A 25,457-nucleotide genomic window follows, 5' to 3' on the forward strand; every position below is an offset into this window, starting at 1 on the left:
TGGCTGCCTTGATGGGGTCGAGGGTGATCGTGGAGGCGACGGTGTTGTTGTCGGCGGGTGCGACCGTGACCTCTTGGGTGGTGGTGGATCCGGTGACGCCGTCCCGGCCGGAGAAGGTGGCGGTGATGGTGTGCTTGCCGTCGGTTTGGGCGTACCAGATCCTGGTGGCGGTGCCGTCGGCCTCGACCTTTGTGCTACCGAGGATCTCGTTGCCGTCCTTGAATTCGACGGTGCCGCCCGCTGCTGCGGGAGTGATCTTCGCGGTCAGCGTGTACTCGTTGCTGTTGGGTGCCGCGGTGATGGGGTCGAGGGTGATCGTGGAGGTCGGTTCGGAGGGTTTGGTGGTGGTTGGTTCGGTGGGCTTGGTGGTGGTGGTGGTTGGTTCGGTCGTCTTGGTTGGTTCGGTGGGGCGAGTCGGGTCGGATGAGCCGGATGAGCCGAGTGCCGGTGGTTCGGGGGAGTCGAGTGCCGGTCCCTTCGCCACGCGTACGAAGTTGAGGAAGTCGGGCAGTTGCAGGCCCTGACCCCCGGCGGTGTCCTTGACTTCCAGCGCGATGTCGTTGGCGGCGGGGTCGATCACGGTGCCGTTGACAAGACCGGCCAGCGGTGCGGGGAGCTGCTGGATCCAGGTGTCGAGCTGGTCGTGCAGGTCGGACAGGGTGCGTTCGCTGCGCGTCTGGTCCTTGACGTGGTAGCCGGCGGCCTCGACGGCGGTGCGGGCGGCGGCCTTGTCGGGTCCGTCGGTGAGGCCGACCAGCGGGGTGCCGGCCTCGTCGAGCCAGGCGCCGGAGAAGGCGGCGGGGAACTTGCCGCGCAGCGTCTCGGCGAACGTCGCCAGTTCCTGCCCGGTCTGGGCCCTCTCGAGGTACTGGTCGGGGCTGAGTCCGAGATCGCGCTGGATGGCGGCCACCATGTCCGCGGGCAGCGCGGGTGCCGGCGCGGCGGGTTCGGCCTGCGCGAGGGCCACGCACGGCGCGACCAGAAGCAGTGCCGCAGTACCGATCATCGCGGCACGGCGGGCGCGTGTACTACGCATGGGGACCTTTCGGATTGAGCGTTGCGGGTATGACCAGGCGCTGGGGCCGGGTCAGCGCCAGAGACGGTATTGGTAATGATTGCCATTGACTACCGAAAATTGATGGGATGAATATTGGGCTCGACGGGCGTGCGTCGGCGGCCCGGACCTGCGGGGCTGGCGCTGGCCATCCCCAGGGCCATTGGTGCTGTTCAGCTCTGCTCCGCGCCGACTTGTAGTGGGTAGACCTTTGCTGCCGTCGCGAGGTCACCGCAATGAGGAGGGTGGCCGAACGCAGTCGCTGTTCCGGCAGGTCGGAGCGCAGCGTTCTGGGCCGACCGAGTCGCGGTCGGCGAAGCGGGCCTGATCGCCCGCATATCAGCCGGTGGGGCCGGTGGATGACCGATAAGTGCCAGCAGGGACAATCGCTGCCACCAACAAGCGGCGTGCCATCGACCGCGACCTGGTGAGGAAGGAATCCCTGGTGGGCGCTGTAACCCCCGCACGACGGACCGAGACGGCCCGCGAAGTCGCTGAGCGGCTCGGCATCTCACCGCGCACGGTGCGCAACATCATGGCCGAGCCTCGGGCCGAGTTCGAGGCACGTGCCGCCGAGCGCCGCCGCCGGGTGCTGGAGCTGCGCGCCGAGGGCCTCAAGCTGCGTGAGATCGCGAACGAGGTGGGCATGACGGTCGGCGGTGTGGGCACCATCCTGCACCGCGCCTACAACGCCGAAGCCGCCCGACCCGCCACCTGACCCGACCAAGACACCTCGGCCGCGCCCGTTCGTGGCCGGCGTCGGCACGGTGCGCTGGCCGCCGTTTATGAAGTAGAGGGCCCGCGCACGCTTGATGGCGTGCGGTACCCGGGTCCAACCAAGTACAAGCCCCTTGCCGCGACCAAGAGTTGCGGCAAGGGGCTTGCAGTCCGTTTTCAGTTCACGCGTTGCGACGATCCCTAGAATCCGCCGGTACCGGGGGTGCGGATCTCGGAACTAACTATGGACGACTCAACCGATGTTCCTCGACAGGTCGGGAATCATGCGGTTGACCTGGTCCTCCCAGTTCTTCCAGTTGTGGACTCCCGTTGCTGGGTAGTCGTAGTGGGCGTTGCCTGCGCCGATGGTGCCCATCCGGACCTCGAACGCGCGGGTGTTGGCCAGTGCCAACGCCTCCAACGGGACGGCCTGCACGACGCCGAGGGCATCGCTGACGTCGCCGGGGCCGGGGAGTCCGCTGCCGGAAGCGATCCACAACCGGGTGTTGTTCGCCTTCAGCATCGGCGCGAAGACGAACGGATCCATCCGCAGCCACTGCGGCCCCCACGGCGGCGCCATCGCGTCGATGTTGAAGCCGCCTGCCGAGACCATCGCGACGCGAAGTGCCTCGCGCATGCCGGGCGCCGAGTTGTTGAGGAAGCCGGAGTACGACCCGGCGAAGCTGAACTGCCGCGGGTAGTAGGCGGCGAGCGTCAGTGCGGCGCTGCCACCCATCGACAGGCCGAACACACCGTTGCGGGTGGATCTGAACCCCTCCCGCTCGGCAAGCGCGCGCGGCAGCTGTTGGGTCAGGAAGGTCTCCCACCTATAGGTGTTGGCCTTGCCGTCGACGTCGGCCGCGGCATCCGAGCTGCCCAGCCCCGAAGACCCGTTGGAGCTGCCGGTGGATGACCCGAGATCGCCAGGACCCCAGGTGCTCGGCGCGTTCCAGTCCGCGTAGAAGCTGGACTCCCCGCCGACCGGCATCACGACGTTGATGTTGGCGGCGGTCAGCGCGCGCGCGACGTTGGTCTCGATCTCCCAGCCGTTGAGATCGTTGCGGGCGCGCATCCCGTCGAGCGCGTACACCACACGGTTCCTGTTGCCGTCCGCGGCACGGAAGATGCGCGACTTGATCCCGCCCATGTCGGACTCGACCCAGAAGTCGTACCCGAAGTTCGGGTCGAACGCCGCGTTGGCTGTGCCAACCGGACCTGCTACCGACACCCCGAGCGGTAGCAGCATCGCCAACGACACCAGCATCGAGCGTTTGAGCCTCGAGACGGCCCTCCCACCCCTGAGACGTCTGACTCGCATTCTGTTATTGCCTTTCGTCGGTGCGGCCGAGGATGGCCGCCGTTCACGGGCATCTGACACCATAACGCTGTATCGGTGCAGGAGGCGCCCAAAACGTCGCCGGGGGAGGCACGTGTCCACGCGAAATGGGCGCGACACGGGGGATTCCCGTGCCGCGCCCGCCTCGTGACGTGGTGTTTCTCTGGCTAGACGCTCGCGACGCCCGGCGCGAGGAAGCGCTTGCCGTTGACTGCCTCCGAGGTGCCGGTCCGGTCCAGGTACGGCGTGATGCCGCCGTTCCAGAAGCCGAAGCCGCCACCGAGGATCAGGCAGAGGTCGATGTCCTCGGCCGCCGCGACGACACCCTCGTCGAGCATGATCGCGATCTCCTCGGCGAACGCGCGACGCGTGCGCTCGAGGACCTCTTCGGCGGTGGACGCCTTGTCGCCCTGGGGCCACAGCGCGGCGACCTCGGGATCGACGACCTGGCCCTCGGGGCCGTAGGTCCACACGCCGGGCTTGCGGGCCTCCACCAGCGCCTCGAGCCCGGGCGAGCTCTTGAAGCGCGCCGGGTACGCGGCCTGCAGGGTCTCGCCGGTGTGCAGCGCGACCGCGGGGCCGACGAGCGCCAGCAGCGTGAAGGGGCTCATCGGCATGCCCAGCTCGCCGACCGCGTTGTCCGCGACGTCGAACGGGGTGCCCTCGTCCACGGCGGTCATGACCTCACCGAGGGTGCGGGTGACCAGGCGGTTGAAGACGAACCCGGCCTTGTCACCGCACAGCACTGCCGACTTCTTCAGCGACTTGGCGGTCGCGAAAGCCGTTGCCAGCGTTGCGTCGTCGGTCTTGTCACCCTTGATGATCTCGAGCAGCGGCAGCACCGCGACGGGGTTGAAGAAGTGGAATCCGACGACCCGCTCGGGGTGCTTGAGCTCGGACGCCATGTCGGTGATCGACAGCGACGAGGTGTTGGTCGCGAGGATCGTCTCGGGGGCGATGAACTCCTCGAGCTCGGCGAAGATCTTCTTCTTCAGGTCGAGGTTCTCGAAGACGGCCTCGATGACGAAGTCGGTCTTGGCGAACGCGGACTTGTCCAGCGAGCCGGAGACGAGCGCCTTGAGGCGGTTGGCCGCGTCGGCGGACAGCCGGCCCTTGCCCTGCAGCTTGTCGATCTCGGTGTGGACGTAGCCGACACCCTTGTCGATGCGCTCCTGGTCGATGTCGGTGAGGATCACCGGGACCTTGAGCTGACGCACGAACAGCAGCGCGAGCTGGCTGGCCATCAGGCCTGCGCCGATGATGCCGACGCCGGTCACCTTGCGCGCCAACGACTTGTCCGGCGCGCCCGCGGGACGCTTGGCCCGCTTGTTCACCAGGTCGAAGGCGTACAGGCCCGCGCGCAGCTCGTCGGCCATCAGTAGGTCGGCGAGCGCCTCGTCCTCGGCGGCGAAGCCGGCGTCGAGCGAGGCCGGATCGGTGAGGTCGGTGGTGCGGGCCAGTTCGAGCAGCTCGATGGCCCGGACCGCGCCAGGCGCGTTGTTCTTCGTCTTGCCCGCGACGAGGGCCTTCGCCCTTGCGATGGCGTCGTCCCAGCCCTGGCCGCGGTCGATCTCCGGGCGGGCCGGGGTGATCTCGCCCGCGAGGACCTGCGCGGCCCAGGCGAGGGACTGCTCGATGAAGTCGGCGGAACCGAACACCGCGTCGACGACGCCGAGCTCGAGGGCCTTCTTCGGGTTGATGACCCGGCCGTTGTTGAGCGGGTTCTCGAGGACGAGGGTGACCGCCTTGTCGGCGCCGATCAGGTTCGGCAGCAGCTGCGTGCCGCCCCAACCGGGGACCAGGCCGAGCATGGTCTCGGGCAGGCCGAGCGCGCCCGCGCTCTCGGATGCGGTGCGGTAGTGGCTGTGCAGCGCGACCTCGAGGCCGCCGCCGAGCGCGACGCCGTTGACGAAGGCGAAGGTCGGGACGGTGGACTCACGCAGGCGACGGAACACCTTGTGGCCCAGGCGGCCCAGCTCGATGCCCTGCTCGCGGCTGGTGATGGACGGCACGCCCTTGAGGTCCGCGCCCGCGGCGAAGATGAACGGCTTGCCGGTGATGGCGATCGCCGCGGGGTTCGCGGCGAAGGCCTCGTCGAGCGCGGCGTCGAGCGCGGTGAGTCCGCCGGGGCCGAAGGACGACGGCTTGGTGTGGTCGAAGCCGTTGTCGAGGGTGATCAGGGCGACCTGACCGTCGATCCCGGGCACGGACACGAGCTTGGTGTACGCGTTCGTCACGACCTCGTCGGCGAATGCGGTTGCGATTTCAGACATGGTTACTTGGCTCCGTCGAAGTTCGGGTTCTCCCAGATCACGGTTCCGCCCATGCCGAGACCGATGCACATGCTGGTCAGGCCGTAGCGGACGTCGGGACGCTGGGCGAACTGGCGGGAGAGCTGCGTCATCAGACGCACTCCCGAGGAGGCGAGGGGGTGGCCGCAGGCGATGGCGCCGCCCCACGGGTTGACGCGCGGGTCGTCGTCGGCGATGCCGTAGTGCTCGAGGAAGGCGATGACCTGGACCGCGAATGCCTCGTTGAGCTCGAAGAGGCCGATGTCCTCGATCTTCAATCCGGTACGGGCCAGCAGCTTCTCGGTGGCCGGGACCGGTCCGTAGCCCATCACGGCCGGGTCGACGCCCTGGTACGCGAAGCCGACCATGCGCATGCCGATCGGCAGGCCGAGCTCGATGGCGGTGTCCTCGCCCGCGAGGATCGCGGCAGTGGCGCCGTCGTTCAGGCCGGCCGCGTTGCCCGCGGTGATCCGGCCCGCGGGACGGAACGGGGTCTTGAGGCCCGCGAGGTCCTCGACGGTGGTGCCGGGGCGCGGCGGCTCGTCCTCGGTGGCGAGGCCCCAGCCTGCGGCCGAGCGGGTGGCGACGGGCACCAGGGTGTCGGCGATGTGGCCGGCCTCCTTTGCCGCCTGGTACTTGGCCTGCGACGCGACGGCGTAGGCGTCGGTGCGCTCCTTGGTGATGGTCGGGAACCGGTCGTGCAGGTTCTCGGCGGTGTTGCCCATCACCAGCGCGCTCTGATCGACCAGGCGGTCGGCCAGGAAGCGCGGGTTGGGGTCGGCACCCTCGCCCATCGGGTGACGGCCCATGTGCTCGACGCCGCCCGCGATGACGACGTCGTACTGGCCGAAGCCGATGCCGGACGCGGTGGTGGTCACGGCGGTCATCGCGCCCGCGCACATGCGGTCGATGGCGAAGCCGGGGACGGTCTCCGGCAGGCCGGCGAGGATTCCGGCGGTGCGGCCGATGGTCAGGCCCTGATCGCCGGTCTGCGTGGTCGCGGCGATGGCGACCTCGTCGATACGGGCGGGGTCGAGCTGCGGGTTGCGGCGGAGCAGTTCGCGGATGGCCTTGACGACGAGGTCGTCGGCACGGGTCTCCGCGTACATGCCCTTCGGTCCGGCCTTGCCGAACGGGGTACGGATGCCGTCGACGAAGACGACGCTGCGCTGTGATGCGGGAGCAGCCACGCTGGATTCCTCCTGGCTGGAGTGGACGAACGGCCGGACACGACGTCCGGCCCGTCCACTCTAGCGCGTATTACTCACCGGTAACATGGGTGGGTGCCGTGCGCAGCGCCTCCGCGAGCAGGGGGGCCGTCAGCTCGCGCTGCCACTGCCTTGCGCCGCCTGCCGTCAGGGTCTGGTCGATCTCGGCGGTCACCTGCGCTGGGTCCCCTGGGTGACCGGCGGGATCGAAGTCCCAGCACAGGCGCCGGACGAGCTCGGGGGTGAGCAAGTTCTCCACCGGGACCTTCACCCGCTCCGAGAGTCCGGTGATGGCCGTGCGGGCCGCCGCCAGCCGCTCGGCGGCCTCGGGGTTGCGGCGGGACCAGCGGTTGATCGGCGGCGGACCGGTGAACGGCTGCGTCACAGGGGGCAGTTCCTCGGGCGAGAGTGCCCTCGCCCGTTCGAGTGCCTGCATCCACAGTGCCGAGGACCGGCGTTGACGCGGTCCGCCGAACACCGGCAGCGACCGCAACGCGTCGACGGACCTGGGGTCGGCGGACGCCGCAGCGACGATCGCCGAGTCGGGCAGCACCCGCCCTGGCGCGACGTCACGCTTGCGGGCCAACTCGTCCCGCGCGGTCCACAGTTCGCGGACCGCGGCCAGCTGGCGCGGGGACTTGAGGGAGTGGATCTGCGACGTGCGCCGCCAGCGGTCGGGCTTGGGCTTCGGCGGGCCTGCGAGCCGCACGTGCTCGAATTCCTGCGCGGCCCAATCGGTCTTGCCCTGGGACTCGAGGTCCTCGGCGACGGCGTCGCGCAGTTCGAGGAGCACCTCGACGTCGAGGGCCGCGTAGTTCAGCCAGGTTTCGGGCAGCGGGCGGTTGGACCAGTCGTCGGCGCCGTGCCCCTTCTTCAGCTCGAAGCCGAGCTTGCGCTCGACGATCGCGGCAAGGCCGACCCGCTCGTATCCGGCCAGCCGGCCCGCCAGCTCGGTGTCGTAGAGGGCGGCTGGTCGCATGCCGAGCTCGTCGAGGCCGGGAAGATCCTGATCGGCCGAGTGCAGCACCCACTCGAGCGGGTTGATCACCTCGGCGAGCGGGGCCAGTTCGCCCGCGATCGGGATGGGGTCGACCAGGACGGTGCCCGCCCCCGCCCGCCGGAACTGCAGCAGGTAGGCGCGGTTCGAGTACCGGAAGCCGGAGGCGCGCTCGGCGTCGACCGCGAGCGGGCCGGTGCCCCCGGCGAGCCGGTCGACGGCCGCCGCCAGCAACCGGGTCGAGTCGACGAGCTCGGGGAGCCCGCCTGCGGGGGTCAGGAGCGGCACTGCGGTGCGCTCGGGGGCCTGGTCGCTGGCATCGGACATGAACAATGACCTTACGGCGCGTACCCGGCGGTTCCGCAGATGCCGGTGCGCGTCACGTCCTGGCAGGCGTGGCCTTGCGCTTGCGGGTCTTGGCGCGGGCGGCCTTGACCATCTCCTCGAGGGCGGGCGCGAAGGCGTCGGCAAGGTCCCACAGCTCGGGGGCGAGCTCCGGGCAGGACACCAGGCCGACGTTTAACTTGCCGTCGAGCGACATCACCGTGGCGTTGAGTCCGGCGCCGTGGAAGATCGGGCCGAGCGGGAACATCGCCGCGATGCGCGCGCCGAGGAAGTACAGGGTGACCGGCGGGCCGGGGACGTTGGAGCACACCAGGTTGTGCACCACCGGATGGCGTTCGGCCAGCTTGAGCGAGGAGTAGACCCGCATTGCCGGGCCGAAGGCCGCGGGCGCCGCGAACTGGGACCAGTCCTGGAGCAGGCTGGCGCCGAGCGAGGCGTTGTGCGACTTCACCATCGTGTTGTGCGCGTTGGCCTCGGTGAGCCGGGTGACCGGGTCGCCGATCTGGGTGCCCAGCTGGGTGAACATTCCCGAGATCTGGTTGGTCCCCGGTCGATCGGAGGTCTCGTGCACCGACACCGGGACCATCGCGACCAGCGAGGTCTCGGGCAGCTCGTCGCGGTCGGACAGGTAGCGGCGCAGCGCGCCGCCGACCATCGCGAGCACCACGTCGTTGACCTTGACGTCGAAGGCGTCCTTGACCAGCTTGACCTTCGCGAGGTCGAGCTGCGCGTAGGCGATATTGCGATGGCCCGTCAGCGACCCGTTGAGGGAGGTCCTCGGCGCGGTGAAGGGGGCAGGCATCGCCTCGCCGCGCCTGGCGCGGGTGATCCACTTCGGCAGCAGCGCGATCCCGCTCGGCAGGGCCTTGGCCAGCTGGAGCGGACGGCTGACGAAACCGAGCAGGCCGCTGACCGCGAGATCGAGGGTGTCCGCGTCGCCCGCTGAGCGCTGGTCTGGGTCGACCTCCGGTCGTGGCGCGTCGGGGGTCAGCCCGCACAGCTGCGCCATCATGCTCGCCCCTGTGACCCCGTCCACGTTCGCGTGATGCATCTTCGACATGATCGCGACGGTGCCGTCCGCAGAGCCCTCGATGACCCACATCTCCCACAGCGGGATGGTGCGGTCCATCTGCTGGCCCGCGAGGTGGCCGCACAGCTCGGCGATCTCCTCGCGGCCGCCGGGGCCGGGTACCGCGATCCGGTGCACGTGCCGGTCGATGTCGAATCCGGGGTCGTCGACCCAGACCGGGTGGTCGAGGTTCAGCACGGAGTCGTGCAGCTTTCTGCGGAAGGAGGGTATGCCCGCGACGCGCGCAGCCAGCTCCGTCTTGAAGGTTCCGAAGTCGTATCCGCCCGGGACCGTCGAGACGTCGAGGACGATCAGTCCGCAGACGTGCAGGAGTTGGGTGGGGGTTTCGAGATAGAGGAACGTTGAATCCAGACCGCTCAGTCTCTCCATGTCCCAACTTTAGAGCGCTTCTAATATTGAATCGGGTGAACGGAGAAGCCCGCTCCGGGCACAGGGGTGAAAGAGGTCACATGACACGAGGTTTCCTGATCCGGCAGGCGGTCAATGCGGCGCTGACGGCCAACGCGCTGCGGCCCGTCCCCGGCATGTGGGCATCCGTACCCGCCTTCTTTGCCGGCTGGCTGACATCGGAACTGGCACCGCAGCAACTCGGGGCGACGGTCCTCGACGCGGGTGTCCACCTGGCTCGCCACGGCGCGTCAACGCGCAGCGATCGGCTGGGTCTGGCGCTCGCGGCGGCGTCTGCAGCTGGCCTGACGGCGGCGATGGTCTCGTCCCGCCGCGCGGGCCAGGAGATGGCGGATGCACTGCGCGAGATCGGCGTCGACGATCCCGGTGCGGGCAGTCCCATCGACTGGCGCTCGAGCAGCAGGCCGTTCCGGATGCGCCGCGACGATGTCGCCAGGGTCAGCAACCTCGAGTACGCGCCGGGCGGCGCCCGGTTCCGCGTCGACGTCTATCACCACCGCGACCTGCCGCCGAATGCGCCGATGCTGCTGCAGATCCACGGCGGCGGCTGGGTGATCGGCAGCAAGGACCATCAGGGCCTGCCCCTGATGGTGGAGCTGGCCTCGCGTGGGTGGGTGTGCGCGGCGGTGAACTATCCGCTCTCGCCGCGCGCCAGCTGGCCCGCCCACCTCATCGCGCTCAAGCAGGCCGTCGCCTGGTTGCGGACGAACGGCGAACAATACGGCGGTGACCCCGACTTCCTCGCCGTCACCGGCGGCTCGGCGGGTGGGCACCTGGCCGCGATGGTCGCGCTGACCGCCAACGACCCCGGGCTCCAGCCCGGTTTCGAGGACGTCGACACCTCGGTGTCGGCCTGCGTGCCGATGTACGGGGCGTACGACTTCGCCGCGGAGACGGGGATCAAGCAGGTTCGCGCCCGGGTCGAGTCCAGGATCAGCGAGATGGTGCTCGGCAAGGGTGCACGGTTCCCCGAGGACTACCTGGCCGCGTCGCCGCTGGCGAAGCTGCGCGCCGATGCACCGCCGTTCCTCGTGGTACACGGCACGCACGACTCCCTCCTGCCGGTGACCGAGGCAAGGGAGTTCGTGTCGAGGCTGCGGGCGATCTCGACGAGCCCGGTCGCCTACGCGGAACTGCGCGGCGCGCAGCACGCCTTCGACATCTTCCACTCGATTCGGAGCGATCAGGTGATCCGCGCGATCGCGGCGTTCCTCGAGTCGGTCCGGGCGGGTAAGTCCTCCGGCGAGGAGCCCGCGGAGCGCCCGCACACCGAGCTCAACCCTGCTTCGGACTCCCGAGCTGGGTGATGCCGACCGGCGGAAGGCCTGCCGCATAGGCCAGGACCTCGCAGAAGGCCTCCACGTGGGCCCCGAGTTCGAGGGACGTCGGAGTCCAGGAGGCGCGCAGCTCGAGCTGGTGGGCGTGCGGGGGGCCGGCGATGTCGCCGTACCGCACCGAGCTGGTCGCGGTCACGGTGCCGCCGAGCGCGGTCATCGGTTCGCCGCGGGACTCGAGCGCGTCGACCAGCCAGCTCCAGGCGACCTCCGGCAGCAGCGGGTCCGCGGCGAGGTCGGCGTCGAGGTCGGCCTGGATGTAGGCGACCAGTCGCATGGTGCCGTTCCAGGCCTCGTCGCCCTCGGGGTCGTACAGCAGGATCAGCCGTCCGAAGGCGTCGCCCTCGGACTGTTCGGCCACGATGTCGGATTCGGGATGCCGGACCTCGGCGCCGAGCGCGTAGCTGTACGGCGCCAACCGCTGAGGCGGCCGGATCGGACCGACCTCGATCTGCGGGTGAACCGAGGCCTTCTGCATCGCGGCTATCGCGCTGCGAAACTGAGCAGGCTCGGCAGGGGATCCCGACGTGGTCACACCGCGGACGTTAGACCTGCCCCGATCGTCGCCGGTGGAGGCGCGCCGGTTCTAGCGGCATCGGCTCCCGGCGCCCCGCTTCGTGCGTCGGCCTCGCTGCGGGCATCATGAAGAGTGTGGATCAGGTCCTCGGGTTTCTGTCGCACTCCTGGTGGCTGCTCTTCGTCTTCGGCGGGAGTATCGGCGGGGCGGTTAAGGCGGTCGGCGCGGCCAATCAGCGACGCGCCGAGCGGCGGCAGGAGCGCTACCGCCTGAAGCAGCAGACCAAGATCGAGATCGCTCGGGCCAAGGCGCAGAACCAGACCGACGAGCAGACCCAGCGACGCGAGATCGCCAAGATCGTCGACGAGCACGACCAGACCGATGCTCGCTGGTTCGGATACGAGATGAGTCTCGTGACGTTGCTCGACTTCCCGATGATGACCGACATGCGCGAACCCCTGACGGTCGAGTTCCACAAGGCGAAGCGGCAGGCGGACCTGCTGCGGCCGGAGGACCAGGAGTCGATGGTGGGTAACCACGAGGCGCAGGTCGAGTACCGCGCCGCCGTGCATGCCTACGCGATTGCCTTCGATGTCTGCGAATCGGAGGCGAAGCGACGGCGTCGCACCGGATTCACCGCCCGCGAGCAAGAGCGCCTGGTGCGCGCCCAGAGTCTCCTGCGGCTGGCCATGGACGAGGCGGCCACGCCGGAGGAGCGGCAGAGCGCGTACGTGAAGGCGCGTAAGGACCTCGAGGGGCTGATCGTGCTCCCGGCCGGTGCCCGAGCACAGCTCGAGCACCGGATCGCCGGCCAGATCGGCGCGTGAGTCGCCGGAGGCCGCATCGGGAGTCGGGTTCCCGGTCGCGGATCTGGCAGCATGGCCGGGGAAGGAACTTGGCTGGCGACGAGCGTTGGGACATATGAGCGACCTGGAAGACACGAATGCGGCCATGACGACCGGCGCGCAGTACCCGTACCGGCGGCTGCTGCCCCAGGCGCCGCTGCTGGCGGCCGCGACCGGACGCACGCCGGCACACCGGCCGGTGTGGTTCATGCGGCAGGCCGGCCGGTCGCTGCCCGAGTACCGCGAGATCCGGGCCGGCATCGGGATGCTCGAATCCTGCTTCAACCCCGAACTGGTCTGCGAGATCACCATGCAACCGGTGCGCAGGCACGGGGTGGACGCGGCGATCCTGTTCTCCGACATCGTCGTCCCGCTCAAGGCCGCGGGCATCGACCTCGACATCGTGGCAGGCACCGGACCCGTCGTCGCCTCGCCCATCCGCTCGGCTGCCGACGTCGCGGTGCTGCCGCGGCTGCGCACCGAGGAGGTCGGCGCGGTGACCGCGGCGATCTCGCTGCTCACCAGGGAACTGGGCGACACCCCACTGATCGGTTTCGCGGGGGCGCCGTTCACGCTGGCCTCCTACCTGGTCGAGGGTGGCCCCAGCCGCAACCACGAACGCACCAAGGCGCTGATGCACTCGGATCCGCACACCTGGCACGCGCTGCTCGGGTCGCTCGCGGACACCACCATCACCTTCCTCAAGGCGCAGCTGCACGCAGGCGTCGACGCCGTGCAGCTGTTCGATTCCTGGGCGGGCGCGCTCTCGCTCGCCGAGTACCGCAAGTTCGTGCTGCCGCATTCGGAGCGGGTGTTCGCGGAGGTGGCCGAGGCCGGTGTGCCGCGGATCCACTTCGGTGTCGGCACCGGCGAACTGCTCGGCGCCATGGGCGAGGCGGGCGCCGACGTGGTCGGCGTCGACTGGCGGATCCCGCTCGACGAGGCCGCCCGCCGCGTCGGTCCAGGCAAGGCGCTGCAGGGCAACCTCGACCCGGCGGTGCTCTTCGCCGGCTGGGACGCCGTCGAACGCGAGGTCCGCCGGGTGGCGGGCGAGGCGGATCGGGCCGTCGCTGCGGGTGCGATCGGCCACATCTTCAACCTCGGACACGGGGTGCTCCCCGACACCGATCCGGGCGTGCTGACCGCGGCGGTGGAGCTGGTGCACTCGCTGTGACATCGGTCGCCGTCATCGGTGGGGGCATCTCCGGTCTGGTCGCCGCGTATCGACTGCGGCAAGGGCTCGGGCCCGACGCCGTCATCACGATGGTCGAGCCGTCCGGGCGCCTCGGCGGCAAGCTGCGCACCACGGAGCTGGCGGGCGACGGCGTCGACGTCGGCGCGGAGGCCTTCATCGCCCGACGCCCCGAGGTGCCCGCGCTGCTCGCCGAACTCGGCCTGTCCGAGCAGATCGTCGCCCCAGCCGGGGTGCGTCCGCTGATCTGGTCCGAGGGCGCGCTGCACCCGCTGCCCGGGGGCACGCTGATGGGCATCCCGGCGAACTCGGCCTCGGTCGCCGGCCTCGTCGACGACGCGACGCTGGCCCGGATCGACGCGGAGCCGGGCGTGCCGCTGGAGTGGCGGCCCGGCTCGGACACCGATGTCGCGACGCTGGTCGGATCCCGCTTCGGCGAGCAGGTGGTGCGCCGCTCGGTGGACCCGCTGCTCGGCGGTGTGTACTCGGGACTGTCGGATTCGATCGGTGTGCGCGCCGCACTCCCGACCCTGGCCGCGGCGCTGGACCGCGGCGCGGCCAGCCTGTCCGCTGCGGTCGCCGAGGCCCTGCCCGAGCCGAGCCCCGGCCCGGTGTTCGGCGGACTTCGCGACGGCTACGGCGTGCTGCTCGACGCGCTGACGGAGCGGGCGGCGGCGACCGTGGTGCGTGCGGACGCGTCGGGTCTCTCACGCTCGCCCGACGGGCGGGGCTGGTGGATCGATCCGGTCGGCCGGGTCGACGGCGTTGTCCTGGCCGTGCCGGCACCGTCGCTGGCCGCGCTGCTGTCCGGCGTCGCGCCCGTTGCGAGTTCGGCCGCCGCCCAGATCCCGCTGGCCTCGTCGGTCGTCGTCGCGCTCGCACTGGCCGAGGGGACGCCGCTGCCGCAGAACTCGGGCATCCTGGTGGCCACAGGTGAAGCCGTGCGCGCCAAGGCCTTCACGCTGTCCAGCCGCAAATGGCCGCACCTGGCCGAGCGCGGCGGGGCCCTGGTGCGGGCCTCGTTCGGGCGGTTCGGGGACGCGGACATCGTCGACGCCCCCGACGCCGAACTCGTCGCGGCCGCCCGCGCGGACCTCGAGACGGTCACCGGCCTGCGGGTCGATCCGGTCGACGCGGTCGTGCAGCGTTGGCACGGTGGGCTGCCCCAGTACGGGCCCGGCCACCTCGAGCGGGTGCAGGTCATCGAGGACGCGATCGGCGCGCTGCCGGGGCTCGCCGTCGCGGGGGCGCTGCTGCACGGCGTCGGTGTGCCGGCGTGCATGGCGGCCGCGACCACGGCGGCGACCACGGTCGCGGAGCAGATGGCACGATAGAGCCATGGCACGCCTCGATTACGACAAGCTCAACTCCACGCTCCGCTACGCGATGTTCTCGGTGTTCCAGGTGCAGCCGGGAGTCCTCGAAGAGGACCGCACCAAGGCGATCGACGACGCGAAGGCGTTCTTCGGTTCCTACGAGGACACCGACGCGACCGTCCGCGGCGTCTACGACATCGCCGGGATGCGCGCCGACGCGGACTTCCTGATCTGGACGCACGCGGAGCGGCTGGAGGATCTGCAGAAGCTCTACGCCGATTTCCGGCGCACCACGATCCTCGGTCGCGCGAGCGACCCGGTGTGGAGCAACGTCGCGTTGCACCGTCCCGCGGAGTTCAACAAGAGCCACCTGCCCGCCTTCGTCGCGGGTGAGGAGCCGGGCGCCTACATCTGCGTGTACCCGTTCGTGCGGTCCTACGAGTGGTACCTGCTGCCGGACGACGAGCGTCGCAAGATGCTCGCCGATCACGGCAAGGCCGGTCGCGGTTACCCGGACGTGCGCGCGAACACCATCCCCGCCTTCGCGCTCGGTGACTACGAGTGGATCCTGGCGTTCGAGGCACCCGAGCTCGATCGCATCGTCGACCTCATGCGTGACCTGCGTGCCACCGAGGCGCGGATGCACGTGCGCGAAGAGGTCCCGTTCTTCACCGGCCCGCGGGTGGACGTCGAGAAGCTCATCGCGTCGCTGCCCTGACGCGGGCTCACGCCCCGAGCAACCGCCGCAACTCCTCGAGCGCGGTCCGGTACTGCGGGGTGCGGACGTAGCCGCTGTGACCGGCGACGGTCGGCAGGTACCCGGACCTGTCGACCTCGTCGGCCCGCACGTCGATCCGGTTCGTCAGTCGTGAGTACGCCGGGAAACCCAGGTGATCGGTCTCGCGCCACAGGTTGATCCACCGTGGCCGCCCGTCCGCACCGCCGAGCAGGCCGGTCACTGTTCCCGGGCGCGGCCGTGGCGCAGGGCCGCAGTCGTCGCGCAGGAACTCGTCGGGCGCAAACGGACGCGCGCCTGACGCCGGCGCGTTCGCGATGGCATCGGGGCCGAACAGTTCCGGAAAGATGCGGCCGAAATAGGCACGCAGTTGGGACCCGTAGGTGAGGAGCGCACCGCGCGCGGCCAGTTCCTCGGACCGCGGGTCGAGGAGCACCGCGACGGCCAGCACGGACCCCAACGAGTGGGCCGAGAGCACCACCCGGTTCCGGCTGTCCTCACCGAGCCAGGCATCGCACCGCGCGACGAGTTCCGGAACCGCCCGCTCCGAGTAGCTCGGCGGACCGAACGGGTGAGCGGCGCGCGGGACCATACACAGCAGATCCCACACCATGCCGAGCGGCCTGGCGCTGTGCGGTCGCAGGACCAGAGCGCCAACCAGCGCCGCCGCGAGCGCAGCGGCTGACAGCGTGCCCAACGCGGTGACGACGTGCAGATGCGTGGTTGCCTCGGGGTCCTGTCGGGGCCGCAGCGGCAGGATCACGCAGGGGAGCAGGGCGAGGAAGGCGAGCGTGGCGAGGACGCCGATCGCTGGTTCGGCGCGGTGGGCGGCGTTGGCGAGCCGCTCGGCTGGGACGGTGTCCGGTTCCGCGAGCACGATCGACTCCTCGGATGTCGAGGCATCTCGGCTGCGGGCCCGGACGAAGGCCGTCCACCGAATTGCGCAGCACCCCGCCACCACGACCACGACCACCAGTGCGGCGGCGGACGCGACCAGTCCGACGCCGAACCAGGCGAAGATCGCCGGGATACGGATCGCGGTCTGGCAGTAGACGGGCTCGTCCGATACCAGCTCGGCGGCCCCCTTCGAGCGGTTGAGCCAGTTGCCGACACCGACCACCACGAGGTTCGACAGCAGCATGGCGCCGCCGAGCGCCAACAGCAGGAAAACACCGACCGCTCGTCCCGACCAGGCCTGAAAATCGCTCCGCGGCAGCGCGAGAGCGAGCAACACGAGGTAGACGGACACACCCGCGATGACCGCAGGAACCCGTTGCCCGCACAGGTACGCCACCGCCGCCGCGCCCAGTGCCGTCGCCAGTACGACCGCCCACCACGGCGACATCCGCCGAATCGACAGTCCGGCCAGCGCCAGCGCCAGCAACATGAGGACGAGGACGCCGGGAACCGCGATCAGGCCGTCCAGCCGCGGCACCACCCCCTCGGCGGGACGATCCGTGGCTCCTGGGCCGAAGGCGAGCAGCAGGGACTGCGACACGAAGGTGGCCGCGCTGACCGCGACGACCGCCCACGTCGCCACGGGCATCGTCTGCTCCGTGCGCAGGGCGGGCACGTCCGCGCCGCGCTCGCTCGTGAGGACCAGCCGAACCGCGCCCGCGACCATCGCCAGCACCGCGACGATCGCGATCATCGAGAAGATCCAGCCGAACGGCTTGTCGTGGGGAGGGGCGAACAGTGCGGTCATGGCCACCGTGCCCGCCACGCCCGCGGCGAGGTGGATTGCTGTCGTCTCGGCGGCATGGCCGCTGTTGTTCCAGAATCCGTGTCGACGCAGAATCGGTGTGACGCCTGCGGATTCCTCGGTCTGCTTCGAGTTGTCCACGTCGTAGCGGGTGCGCGACCTCGACGCGACGAACCACAGCACCGCCAGTGCGGCCACGGGTACGAGCAGGGACACCGCCAGTCGCCGTTGCGGGGACAGCGCGGCCACGGCCTGGAACTGTGCGGGCAGGGTCCCGTTTCCGAAGTTCAGATACTGCAGCGCGATCAGGTCCGACGAGACCGAAACCACAGTGCTGACGAACAGCAGGGTGAGGCCGAGCCCGAACAATCGGACCAGGGTCGCGGTCCGGCGCACCTGCGGTTCGATCGTGCAGAGATTCCGCGCCCAGTAGGCCAGGTTCGTCAGCCCGTACGGCAGCACCAGGCACCAGGCCGCCCTGATGACCGCGGCGAGCACCGTCTGCCCGATGGGCGGTGTGCCGCTCGGTGTCGTGCGCGCCAGCGCGCCCCACGAGTAGGCCTCACGCCGCACCCCCGGCGGGATGTGGCCGCGCTGCCCGGGCGTGAGCGCGGCCGCGGCGGCACCGTCGACCGTCCAGAAGCCGGCGAGCTCGTCGCCGATCACCCGATGCACCTGGTCCGCCTGCACGTCGAGCATGGCGTGCGGCGGAGTGTTGCTCACGCCGTGGATGCGAAGCTCCAGGACATGTGATGCCGGTCCGTCGCCGGGACTCATGAATCAGGCATACACCCAATTCCGGGCGCCCGAGGGCGTTCCGGGCGGTGCTTGCCCTGGTGGCAGACTGGCCGCCATGAGTTCGGGAACCACGCGCCGCCAGCACATGGCGCATTGGGGCATGTTCGAGGCGGAATCCGACGGCGCCGAGGTGACCGCCGTGCACCCGTACCCCGGCGACGGCGACCCCTCTCCGATCCTGGCCAACGCGGTCGGTTCGGTGCGGCACCGCTCGCGGATCGCCGGTCCGGCGGTCCGGCGCGGCTGGCTCGAGAACGGTCCAGGGCCATCGGATCGGCGCGGCAGCGACGAGTTCGTCGCGGTGTCCTGGGACGAACTGGCCGACCTGCTCGCCGGTGAGCTGCGTCGCGTGGTGGACACCCACGGCAATCGCGCGATCTTCGGCGGCTCCTACGGTTGGTCCTCGCCGGGCCGCTTCCACCACGCGCAGAGCCAGGTCCACCGATTCCTCAAGATGCTCGGCGGCTACACCCGCTCCGAGCACAGTTACTCCCTCGGCGCGACCGGCGTGATCATGCCGCGCGTGGTCGGAACGCACTGGAAGATGTTCGCCCGCTCCACGAACTGGGAGGTCATCGCCCGCGAGACCGACCTGATGGTGTGCTTCGGGGGAGTGCCGCTCAAGAACACCGCCGTCAACGACGGCGGCACCAGCCACCACCCGACCCGCGGCGCACTCGATGCGATGCGGGCGCGGGGCGGCCGGATCGTGTCCCTCAGCCCGTTGCGCGACGACCTGCACGGCGAGGCGGAGTGGCTCGCGCCGCGTCCGGGCACCGACGTGGCGATCATGCTCGCCTGCGCCTATGTGCTCGCCGACGAGGGGCTCGCGGATCTGGCCTTCCTCGATCGCTACTGCACCGGCTACGAGGTGTTCGAGCAGTACCTGCTGGGCAAGGCGGACGGCGTCGCGAAGACTCCCGAGTGGGCGGCCGCCCTGTCGGGCCTGCCCGCGGACACCATCGCGGATCTGGCCCGCCGAATGGCGAAGGGCCGCACCATGATCTCGGTCACCTGGTCGCTGCAACGGGTGCGGCACGGTGAGCAGGCGCCGTGGGCGGGCATCACCCTGGCGGCGATGCTCGGCCAGATCGGTTTGCCGGGCGGCGGTTTCGGGCACGGATACGGCTCGATGAACGAGCCGGGGCTGGCGCCGGTGCCGTACCCGCTGCCGACCCTGTTCCAGGGGCAGAACCCGGTGTCGGACTCCATCCCGGTGGCGGCGATCTCGGACCTGCTCCTGAACCCGGGGCAGGAGTACGACTTCGACGGTCAGCGCCGCACCTTTCCCGATATCCGGCTGGTGTACTGGGCCGGGGGCAACCCCTTCCATCACCACCAGGACCTCGGCCGGTTGCGCCGCGCGTTGGCCCGGCCGGACACGATCGTCGTGCACGACCCGTACTGGACGCAGATGGCCAAGCATGCCGACATCGTCGTCCCGTCCACGACCTCCCTCGAACGCGAGGACCTGTCCTGCACGCGCAACGATCCGCTGATGGTCGCGATGCACGCGGCCACACCGCGATTCGCCGACGCCCGCGACGACTACGACACCTTCGCCGCGCTCGCGCGCCGGCTCGGGTTCGGGGAGCGGTTCACCGAGGGCCGCACCGCGGGGCAATGGATCGAGCACCTGTACGGACAGTGGCGCGGGTACGTCCTCGCGGACGGAGGGGAGGCGCCGGAGTTCGACGAGTTCTGGCTTCGCGGGCACGTTCGGATGCGCACCGAGGACGAGTTGACGCTCTTCGAGGAGTTCCGCGCCGATCCCGAGGCGAATGCGTTGCGGACCCCGAGCGGCAAGATCGAGATCTTCTCCGCCGACATCGACGGCTTCGGCTACGACGACTGCGCAGGCCATCCGAGGTGGTACGAGCCGGAGGAATGGCTCGGTGGGCGCCGGGCCGAGGCCTTCCCGCTGCATCTGATCGCGAATCAGCCGAAGACCCGGCTGCACAGCCAGCTCGACCACGGAGCAACCAGCCAGGGATCGAAAGTGCAGGGGCGCGAACCGATCCGGTTGCACCCCGACGACGCGGCCGCCCGCGGTATCGCGGACGGGGACGTGGTCCGGGTGTTCAACGACCGAGGCGCCTGCCTGGCGGGGGCGGTGCTCGACGAGGGCGTGCGCGAGCGCGTCGTCCAGCTCGCGACGGGCGCCTGGTTCGACCCGTTGGACCCCGCCGACCCGAGTTCGATGTGCGTGCACGGCAATCCGAACGTCCTCACCGCCGACGTCGGCACGTCGAGCCTGTCGCGAGGGTGCACCGGCCAACATGTCCTCGTGCAGGTCGAGCGGTTCGACGGCGAGCTGCCGCCGATCCGTGCCTACGACCCGCCCACGGTCCGGCCGCGATGAACGGTCAGATCTTGCCGGGGTCGTTCTTGGATTCCAGCTCGAGGATCCGTTCGGTGGCCTCCTGGAGACGCTTCTTTCGTGACTTGGCTTCCGCGTCCTTCAGCTCCCCGTAGATCTCCTCGTCGGCGTCGCTGAACCTGAGGATCATTCGAGGGAGGCTGAGAGTGATGAGCAGTGACGGCCAGACCACCCAGGCGTAGTCCCAGTCGACGACCACCTGCAGGACGAGGAAGGTCACGAGGGTGACGCCGAAGATCACCCCGTCGAGCGAATCGATCAATCCGCCGCGTCGGCGGAGGGACGACAGCTCCGCGTCGGCTCCGGTGGACGTGGTTCGGGAAGCGATGGCGGCCGGGTTGTCCTCGCCGACCGGGATCTTCCGAAGGCGCCCGTCGACCTGCTCGAGCGGCACTCCGCCGGGAAGCCCCCGGAAGGCGCCGCGCATCACGTCGAGCGTGCGTGCCGAGGCGATCACCTCCGAGCGGTCATAGAACTCGGTGGTGTCCAACCGTCCTGCGGCATAGTGCTCGCTGACGACGTTCAGGGCGTGCATGCGCTCGTCATCGCTGAGCAGTAGATCCTCGCGGCCGGGTTCCTCTGTCACGTAACGACTCTCTCCGTGTGTGATTGTCTGACCTCAACCGACGATCTTAATGAGCTTCCCGCCCTGCGCTCGGAGCCGCGGGAATGCGACTGCGGCAAGGACACGTCGCCGCATTCGCCGGTGTGTGGCACCGCGGCGGCGTACGGTCGTCAGGCATGGACCGTCGTGCGGTGACCTGTCGACCACGCCATCTCCGAGCGGCCGGCGCCGCATTTGCCCTGACCCTGCTGCTCGGTGCCTGTTCGTCGGACACCGGATCGGACTCGGGCACCGCCACCGAAACCACAACGGTCGGCGCGCCAGCCCCCTCGATCGACGACGCGACCCTGCAGTCGACCGTGCAGGAGGCCGCCAAGGAGTTCCTACTGCCCGGCGCCGTGGTGCTGCTGCGCACCCCGGAGGGTGAGCAGACCGTCACCTATGGCACGACCGAACGCGGCGGCGGTGCGCCGGTGACCCTCGACGACCACGTCCGGGTCGGCTCGAACACCAAGACCTGGACGGGGACGGTGATCCTGCAGCTGGTGCAGGAGGGCAAGCTCGCCCTCGAGGACCCGGTGTCGCGGTATCGCCCCGAGGTCCCCGGCGGTGATGGCATCACGATCGAGCAGCTGCTGAACATGCGCAGCGGGCTGTTCAACTACAGCGAGACGCTCGAGCTGAACGAGGCGCTCGATCGGGATCCGCAGAAGGTGTGGACCCCGGAAGAACTGCTCGCGTTGGCCTTCGCGCATCCGCCGTACTTCCCGCCAGGGCAGGGCTACCACTACTCGAACACCAATTTCGTCCTGCTGGGTCTGATCGCCGAGCAGCTCGACGGCAAGCCGCTCCAGGACATCTTCCGGGACAGGCTGTTCACCCCGGTCGGCCTGGAGCACACCGAGTTTCCCGCCCTGACCTCGAATGCGATCCCCGCCCCGTACTCGCGCGGCTACATGTTCGGGGACAACGTCATGACCATGACCGACCCCGCGATCCCGCCGGACATGCAGGCCGCGGCGACCGCGGGCACCCTCGCGCCGAACGACGTCACCGACGGCAACCCGTCATGGGCGTGGTCCGCCGGGTCGGGCATCTCCACCGCCCATGACCTCGCGACGTGGGTGGATGCGCTGGCCGACGGCAAGGCCCTCGACGCCGACATGCAGGCACGCCGCCTCGCGAGCGTGCAGCCGGTCGACCCGAGCAAGCCCGACGGCCCCGGCTACGGCTGGGCGATCGCCAAGCTGGGTCCGCTCTACGGCCACACCGGCGAGCTGCCCGGCTACAACTCGTTCATGGGCTCCGACGCCGAGAGCGGTGTGACGCTGGTCGTCTGGGCCAACCTCGCTCCCGGTGCCAACGGTCAGGACCCGGCCAGCACCATCGCCAAGACGATCATCGAGAAGATGTTCGCCCCCAAGTGAGATCAGCTCTGTCCGTTCTCATTCCACGGACGGAGTTTCTCCGGGTTGCGGACCGCCCATATGCGAGTGATGCGGCCGCCTGCGAGGTCGAACGCTGCCACGGTCATGGTGACGCCGGCGTGCTGGGCAACCAGGCCGGGCCTGCCGTTGACGGTGCGCTCCAGGAGCGCCAGCCCAGGGGCCTTGTCGGCGATGTGGATCAGGTACCGGGCGATGTGCTTGCCGCCCTCGACCGGGCGAAGGACCGTGCCGACCAGGCCGCCGCCGTCGGCGACCATGGTGGCGTCGGGGTCGAGGAGGTCGACGAGGGCCTCGATGTCCCTGGCTTCCCATGCCTCCTTGAAATGCCGCACCAGACCAGCCTGTCCGGCTGTCGGAACCGCGGGAACCTGCGCGGCGCGAATCCTCCGACGGGCCGAGGACGCCAGCTGCCTGCAGGCCGCGGGCGTCCGGCCGGCGATCTCCGCGATCTCGGCGAAGGGGTACCGGAAGACGTCGTGCAGGATGAACGCCACGCGTTCGGCAGGCATCATCGACTCCAGCACGACGAGGAAGGCCATGTTCACCGACTCGTCCAGGGTGACCCGGTCGGCGGGGTCGGTCGGCTCCGCCCCGCCGCTGCCCGTTCTCCCGCTGAACCACTCCGTACGGTCGGGGAGCGGCTCCGGTATCCATGCGCCGACGTAGCACTCACGCCGGACCCGCGCCGAGCCGAGCACGTCCAGGCAGATGCGACCGGCCACGGTCGTCAGCCAGGCACCGGGCGACTCGACAGCCTCCTGCCGTTGCCGCGACATCGCATACCAGCGGGCGTAGGTCTCCTGCACCGCGTCCTCCGCTTCGGATAGCGAACCCAGTAGCCGGTAGGCGAGATTGGTCAGATGGCGCCGCTCGGCGAAGATCGCACTCGGGCCCGGTTCGGACCGGTCATGCCCTGCCTCGGATGGGGTGCTCAATGGTCGCGACCGCTCCCTGATTCTTCTCGTCCGCTTCGCCTCGCCTCACATTTCGCGGGCCCGTGTCGTCGGAGTATCGAGACACTACCGATCCACCGCCGCGAGGCAGAAGAGGGGACCGCACCATGGCGACACAGACGACGGCAGTACGGGGCAGACTCACGTTCCTGCGGTTAGCGACAGCCCTGCAGACCTTGACCATCTTCTTCCAGGCGGTCACCGCCGGAATGCTGCTGTCCTCGTCGCCCGGCGAGGTACTGCACGGCGTCGGAGCGCGCGTGATGTACGGCGCGTCGATGCTGTACGTGCTCGCCGCGATCCTGGCGTGGCGACCGGGCGGTGGCTCGCCCCGCCCGATCCTGTACGCGTCGGGCTTCCTCGTACTCGCTTCGGTGCAGGTGGTGCTGGGGATCGCGCATGTGCCGACGCTCCATGTTCCCCTTGGCGTCCTGATGTTCGGCCTGAGCGTGCTGGCGCTGGGCCAGAGCGGGTCTCAGTCCTTCGGCGCCAGGCGGAGCGAGATCGAGTTGATGCAGTACCGCTGATCGGTGGGTGTCGGGTAGCCCTCGCCCTCGAAGACGTGGCCGAGGTGGCTGTGGCAGTTCGCGCACAGCACCTCGACCCGGCGCATGCCGAGGGTGGTGTCCGCACGCAGGATCACCGCGTCGGAGTCGGCCGGATCGAAGAACGACGGCCACCCGCAATGCGATTCGAACTTCTCCGTGCTGGTGAACAGCAGCGCGTCGCAGGCCCGGCAGTGGTACTCGCCGACGGTCTTCGTGTCGGTGTACTCGCCGACGAACGGGCGCTCGGTGCCCGCCTCGCGGAGTACCGCGTACTCCTCGGGGCTCAGGCGCTCGCGCCACTGCGCCTCGGTGAACTGGACGGGTGCCGGATCTGCCGCGGAACTCATGGCACCACGGTACTCAGGCGGTCCACATTTGTCGGCTCAGCCGACGGCCGCATTTGTCGGCTCACCGACGGCCACCTTCGGCCGCTCCTCGAGCAGGAATGCCGGGTCGATGCCGCCGTCCAGCCTGTCCTCGCGCTTCGCGACGAGATATCGGCCGAGCAGGACCGCGAAGATCACGATGAGGAGCAGGCTCCAGCCGAGGGTGGTCTTCATGTACTCGGCGGCTCGGCCCGCGGCCGGGAACCGTACCGACAGCCAGCTGTCGTAGCTCATGAACCCGTAGACGGCCAGCCAGGCCGGCCAGTTCCGCATCACCGAGTTCCGCAGCACCACGCTCATCAGCAGCGGGAACAGCATCATCGAGTAGTACATCTGGCCGAGCGAGCCCAGCAGGAACGACGCGGTCAGCAGCACGCCGGAGGCGGTGGTGACGAAGAAGAGCTGATCGTCGCGGTAGTAGCGGTACAGCAGCCACAGCGACACCAGGACCATCACGCCGAACAGGGCCCGCAGCGCCAGGATCAGCAGGTCGGGCAGTCCGTAGTAGGCGCCGTTGCCGACGATCGCGCTGTTGAAGTAGTCGCGGGACTCCATCAGGTACGGCGCGGTGCGGCGCACGAAGTCCATCGGGTCGGCCGACAGCGGCCAGGCGATCGCGGTGAGGATCAGCGGGATGCCGACCGCGGTCACGAAGACCTTCCACTGCTTGCTCACCAGCGGCAGCAGCAGGAGTGGCCATAGGACGGGTTTGACCGCGAACGTCAATCCGAGGGCGACGCCCGACCACGCGTCCTTCTTGCGCAGCAGCAGGTACATGAACGCCACCTCGCCCAGCAGGACGAGGCCGTTGATGTTGGTGAAGACCAGGGTGTTGGTGACCGTCTCGGACGCGAACATCGCGAACAGCAGGATCGGCGCCGCGATGGAGTCGAGCGCCAGGTTGAACATCTTCAGCATCAGGTAGCCGGCGATGATGACGGCCGCCGCGTTGGCCAGGATGAACAGCCAGCGCGAGCGCTCCGGGTCGATGAGCGCGATCGGGGCGATCAGCAGGGTTCCGCTGGGCGGGTACAGGTAGTGCGGGTCCACCCAGTTGAAGTTCGCGGTGTACACGGGCTTGTGGTTGAGGAAGGCCAGTGCCGCCCGGTAGACCGGTGCGAAGTCGTCCGTCCTGAACCCGTTCACCGCCTTGACGAGCACTCGATGCAGCACCGTCATGATGGCGAGCGGCCACAGCGCGAACTTGACCACCTCTGCGGTCGTCCGGCCGGTGCGTGGTTCGAGATGTCGAAGGAACACCGTGGAACGGTACACCGAGCGGGCACCCGGG

General features: G+C 69.6%; 21 protein-coding genes. 9 read left to right on the plus strand and 12 right to left on the minus strand.

Annotated elements, in window-relative coordinates; all coding sequences use genetic code 11:
• The coding region (locus tag RM1_RS27030; RefSeq protein ID WP_143187329.1) for an Ig-like domain-containing protein at window positions 1-1,036 on the minus strand (1,036 nt) is incomplete at its 3' end.
• Between the two features lie 463 nt (window positions 1,037-1,499).
• Between RM1_RS27030 and RM1_RS10560 the strand changes: the two genes are divergently transcribed.
• Window positions 1,500-1,772: a sigma factor-like helix-turn-helix DNA-binding protein gene (locus RM1_RS10560; RefSeq protein WP_072751357.1), complete on the plus strand. Its 273-nt coding sequence runs from the start codon at window positions 1,500-1,502 to the stop codon at window positions 1,770-1,772.
• A 252-nt stretch (window positions 1,773-2,024) separates the two neighbouring features.
• Here RM1_RS10560 and RM1_RS10565 read toward each other — a convergent pair whose 3' ends face one another.
• The 5 genes from RM1_RS10565 to RM1_RS10585 all read right to left on the minus strand — a co-directional run bounded on the left by RM1_RS10565 (window position 2,025) and on the right by RM1_RS10585 (window position 9,407).
• The gene (locus tag RM1_RS10565) at window positions 2,025-3,035 is read right to left on the minus strand and encodes an alpha/beta hydrolase (protein WP_083576651.1); all 1,011 of its coding nucleotides are present in this window, start codon (window positions 3,033-3,035) and stop codon (window positions 2,025-2,027) included.
• A 239-nt stretch (window positions 3,036-3,274) separates the two neighbouring features.
• Window positions 3,275-5,380: a 3-hydroxyacyl-CoA dehydrogenase NAD-binding domain-containing protein gene (locus tag RM1_RS10570; protein WP_072751262.1), complete on the minus strand. Its 2,106-nt coding sequence runs from the start codon at window positions 5,378-5,380 to the stop codon at window positions 3,275-3,277.
• 2 nt (window positions 5,381-5,382) lie between these two features.
• Complete coding sequence (locus RM1_RS10575) at window positions 5,383-6,588, minus strand: thiolase family protein (RefSeq protein WP_072751263.1); 1,206 nt, start codon at window positions 6,586-6,588, stop codon at window positions 5,383-5,385.
• Window positions 6,589-6,658: 70 nt separating this feature from the next.
• On the minus strand, window positions 6,659-7,930 hold the full coding sequence (locus RM1_RS10580) for a ribonuclease D (RefSeq protein ID WP_072751264.1): 1,272 nt from the start codon (window positions 7,928-7,930) through the stop codon (window positions 6,659-6,661).
• A gap of 52 nt (window positions 7,931-7,982) precedes the next feature.
• On the minus strand, window positions 7,983-9,407 hold the full coding sequence (locus tag RM1_RS10585) for a WS/DGAT/MGAT family O-acyltransferase (protein WP_072751265.1): 1,425 nt from the start codon (window positions 9,405-9,407) through the stop codon (window positions 7,983-7,985).
• 80 nt (window positions 9,408-9,487) lie between these two features.
• Between RM1_RS10585 and RM1_RS10590 the strand changes: the two genes are divergently transcribed.
• Window positions 9,488-10,753, plus strand: coding sequence for an alpha/beta hydrolase (locus RM1_RS10590; RefSeq protein ID WP_083576652.1), 1,266 nt, complete (start codon window positions 9,488-9,490; stop codon window positions 10,751-10,753).
• Here the strand turns inward: RM1_RS10590 and RM1_RS10595 are convergent.
• Window positions 10,722-11,315: a DUF3000 domain-containing protein gene (locus RM1_RS10595; protein WP_072751266.1), complete on the minus strand. Its 594-nt coding sequence runs from the start codon at window positions 11,313-11,315 to the stop codon at window positions 10,722-10,724. The two genes, RM1_RS10590 and RM1_RS10595, sit on opposite strands and share 32 nt — an antisense overlap.
• 107 nt (window positions 11,316-11,422) lie before the next feature.
• Here RM1_RS10595 and RM1_RS10600 point away from each other — a divergent pair, with 107 nt between their 5' ends.
• The 4 genes from RM1_RS10600 to hemQ all read left to right on the plus strand — a co-directional run bounded on the left by RM1_RS10600 (window position 11,423) and on the right by hemQ (window position 15,368).
• Window positions 11,423-12,124, plus strand: a complete 702-nt coding sequence (locus RM1_RS10600; protein WP_072751267.1) for a hypothetical protein — start codon at window positions 11,423-11,425, stop codon at window positions 12,122-12,124.
• A 94-nt stretch (window positions 12,125-12,218) separates the two neighbouring features.
• A complete protein-coding gene (gene hemE / locus RM1_RS26770; protein ID WP_072751268.1) occupies window positions 12,219-13,316 on the plus strand; it encodes a uroporphyrinogen decarboxylase in 1,098 nt (365 codons plus the stop codon).
• Window positions 13,313-14,668 carry a protoporphyrinogen oxidase gene (locus tag RM1_RS26775; protein WP_072751269.1) on the plus strand — a complete coding sequence of 452 codons (1,356 nt, stop codon included), beginning with the start codon at window positions 13,313-13,315 and terminating at the stop codon, window positions 14,666-14,668. Before hemE ends, RM1_RS26775 begins: the two co-directional genes overlap by 4 nt.
• 4 nt (window positions 14,669-14,672) lie before the next feature.
• Window positions 14,673-15,368, plus strand: coding sequence for a hydrogen peroxide-dependent heme synthase (gene hemQ / locus RM1_RS10615; RefSeq protein ID WP_072751270.1), 696 nt, complete (start codon window positions 14,673-14,675; stop codon window positions 15,366-15,368).
• Window positions 15,369-15,375: 7 nt separating this feature from the next.
• On the opposite strand, the gene RM1_RS10620 is transcribed toward hemQ, so the two are convergent.
• Complete coding sequence (locus tag RM1_RS10620) at window positions 15,376-17,811, minus strand: hypothetical protein (RefSeq protein ID WP_092667822.1); 2,436 nt, start codon at window positions 17,809-17,811, stop codon at window positions 15,376-15,378.
• Window positions 17,812-17,941: 130 nt separating this feature from the next.
• On the opposite strand from RM1_RS10620, the gene RM1_RS10625 reads away from it, so the two are divergent.
• On the plus strand, window positions 17,942-20,248 hold the full coding sequence (locus RM1_RS10625) for a molybdopterin-dependent oxidoreductase (protein WP_425528697.1): 2,307 nt from the start codon (window positions 17,942-17,944) through the stop codon (window positions 20,246-20,248).
• Window positions 20,249-20,252: 4 nt separating this feature from the next.
• Here the strand turns inward: RM1_RS10625 and RM1_RS10630 are convergent, their stop codons facing one another.
• Window positions 20,253-20,801 carry a DUF1707 SHOCT-like domain-containing protein gene (locus RM1_RS10630; RefSeq protein ID WP_072751358.1) on the minus strand — a complete coding sequence of 183 codons (549 nt, stop codon included), beginning with the start codon at window positions 20,799-20,801 and terminating at the stop codon, window positions 20,253-20,255.
• Window positions 20,802-21,007: 206 nt separating this feature from the next.
• On the opposite strand from RM1_RS10630, the gene RM1_RS10635 reads away from it, so the two are divergent.
• Window positions 21,008-22,258: a serine hydrolase domain-containing protein gene (locus tag RM1_RS10635; RefSeq protein WP_072751359.1), complete on the plus strand. Its 1,251-nt coding sequence runs from the start codon at window positions 21,008-21,010 to the stop codon at window positions 22,256-22,258.
• 2 nt (window positions 22,259-22,260) lie between these two features.
• Here RM1_RS10635 and sigJ read toward each other — a convergent pair whose 3' ends face one another.
• Complete coding sequence (gene sigJ / locus RM1_RS10640) at window positions 22,261-23,214, minus strand: RNA polymerase sigma factor SigJ (protein ID WP_072751273.1); 954 nt, start codon at window positions 23,212-23,214, stop codon at window positions 22,261-22,263.
• Between the two features lie 125 nt (window positions 23,215-23,339).
• Here sigJ and RM1_RS10645 point away from each other — a divergent pair, with 125 nt between their 5' ends.
• Window positions 23,340-23,759: a hypothetical protein gene (locus RM1_RS10645; RefSeq protein ID WP_072751274.1), complete on the plus strand. Its 420-nt coding sequence runs from the start codon at window positions 23,340-23,342 to the stop codon at window positions 23,757-23,759.
• On the opposite strand, the gene msrB is transcribed toward RM1_RS10645, so the two are convergent.
• The gene (gene msrB / locus RM1_RS10650; RefSeq protein ID WP_072751275.1) at window positions 23,708-24,127 is read right to left on the minus strand and encodes a peptide-methionine (R)-S-oxide reductase MsrB; all 420 of its coding nucleotides are present in this window, start codon (window positions 24,125-24,127) and stop codon (window positions 23,708-23,710) included. The two genes, RM1_RS10645 and msrB, sit on opposite strands and share 52 nt — an antisense overlap.
• A gap of 36 nt (window positions 24,128-24,163) precedes the next feature.
• A complete protein-coding gene (locus RM1_RS10655; protein ID WP_245816208.1) occupies window positions 24,164-25,426 on the minus strand; it encodes a glycosyltransferase family 87 protein in 1,263 nt (420 codons plus the stop codon).
• Window positions 25,427-25,457 lie beyond the last annotated feature (31 nt).

It is taken from the genome of Rhodococcus maanshanensis NBRC 100610 (assembly GCF_001894865.1).
GTDB lineage: Bacteria > Actinomycetota > Actinomycetes > Mycobacteriales > Mycobacteriaceae > Rhodococcus_G > Rhodococcus_G maanshanensis.

What these genes read in the sequence shown, in the direction of transcription:
- RM1_RS10565 (WP_083576651.1), bottom strand. Translation starts at nt 3,035, where the DNA reads ATGCTGGTGTCGTTGGCGATGCTGCTACCGCTCGGGGTGTCGGTAGCA.
- RM1_RS10570 (WP_072751262.1), bottom strand. Translation starts at nt 5,380, where the DNA reads ATGTCTGAAATCGCAACCGCATTCGCCGACGAGGTCGTGACGAACGCG.
- RM1_RS10580 (WP_072751264.1), bottom strand. Translation starts at nt 7,930, where the DNA reads ATGTCCGATGCCAGCGACCAGGCCCCCGAGCGCACCGCAGTGCCGCTC.
- RM1_RS10585 (WP_072751265.1), bottom strand. Translation starts at nt 9,407, where the DNA reads ATGGAGAGACTGAGCGGTCTGGATTCAACGTTCCTCTATCTCGAAACC.
- RM1_RS10590 (WP_083576652.1), top strand. Translation starts at nt 9,488, where the DNA reads ATGACACGAGGTTTCCTGATCCGGCAGGCGGTCAATGCGGCGCTGACG.
- RM1_RS10600 (WP_072751267.1), top strand. Translation starts at nt 11,423, where the DNA reads ATGAAGAGTGTGGATCAGGTCCTCGGGTTTCTGTCGCACTCCTGGTGG.
- hemE (WP_072751268.1), top strand. Translation starts at nt 12,219, where the DNA reads ATGAGCGACCTGGAAGACACGAATGCGGCCATGACGACCGGCGCGCAG.
- hemQ (WP_072751270.1), top strand. Translation starts at nt 14,673, where the DNA reads ATGGCACGCCTCGATTACGACAAGCTCAACTCCACGCTCCGCTACGCG.
- RM1_RS10625 (WP_425528697.1), top strand. Translation starts at nt 17,942, where the DNA reads ATGAGTTCGGGAACCACGCGCCGCCAGCACATGGCGCATTGGGGCATG.
- RM1_RS10630 (WP_072751358.1), bottom strand. Translation starts at nt 20,801, where the DNA reads ATGCACGCCCTGAACGTCGTCAGCGAGCACTATGCCGCAGGACGGTTG.
- RM1_RS10635 (WP_072751359.1), top strand. Translation starts at nt 21,008, where the DNA reads ATGGACCGTCGTGCGGTGACCTGTCGACCACGCCATCTCCGAGCGGCC.
- RM1_RS10645 (WP_072751274.1), top strand. Translation starts at nt 23,340, where the DNA reads ATGGCGACACAGACGACGGCAGTACGGGGCAGACTCACGTTCCTGCGG.
- msrB (WP_072751275.1), bottom strand. Translation starts at nt 24,127, where the DNA reads ATGAGTTCCGCGGCAGATCCGGCACCCGTCCAGTTCACCGAGGCGCAG.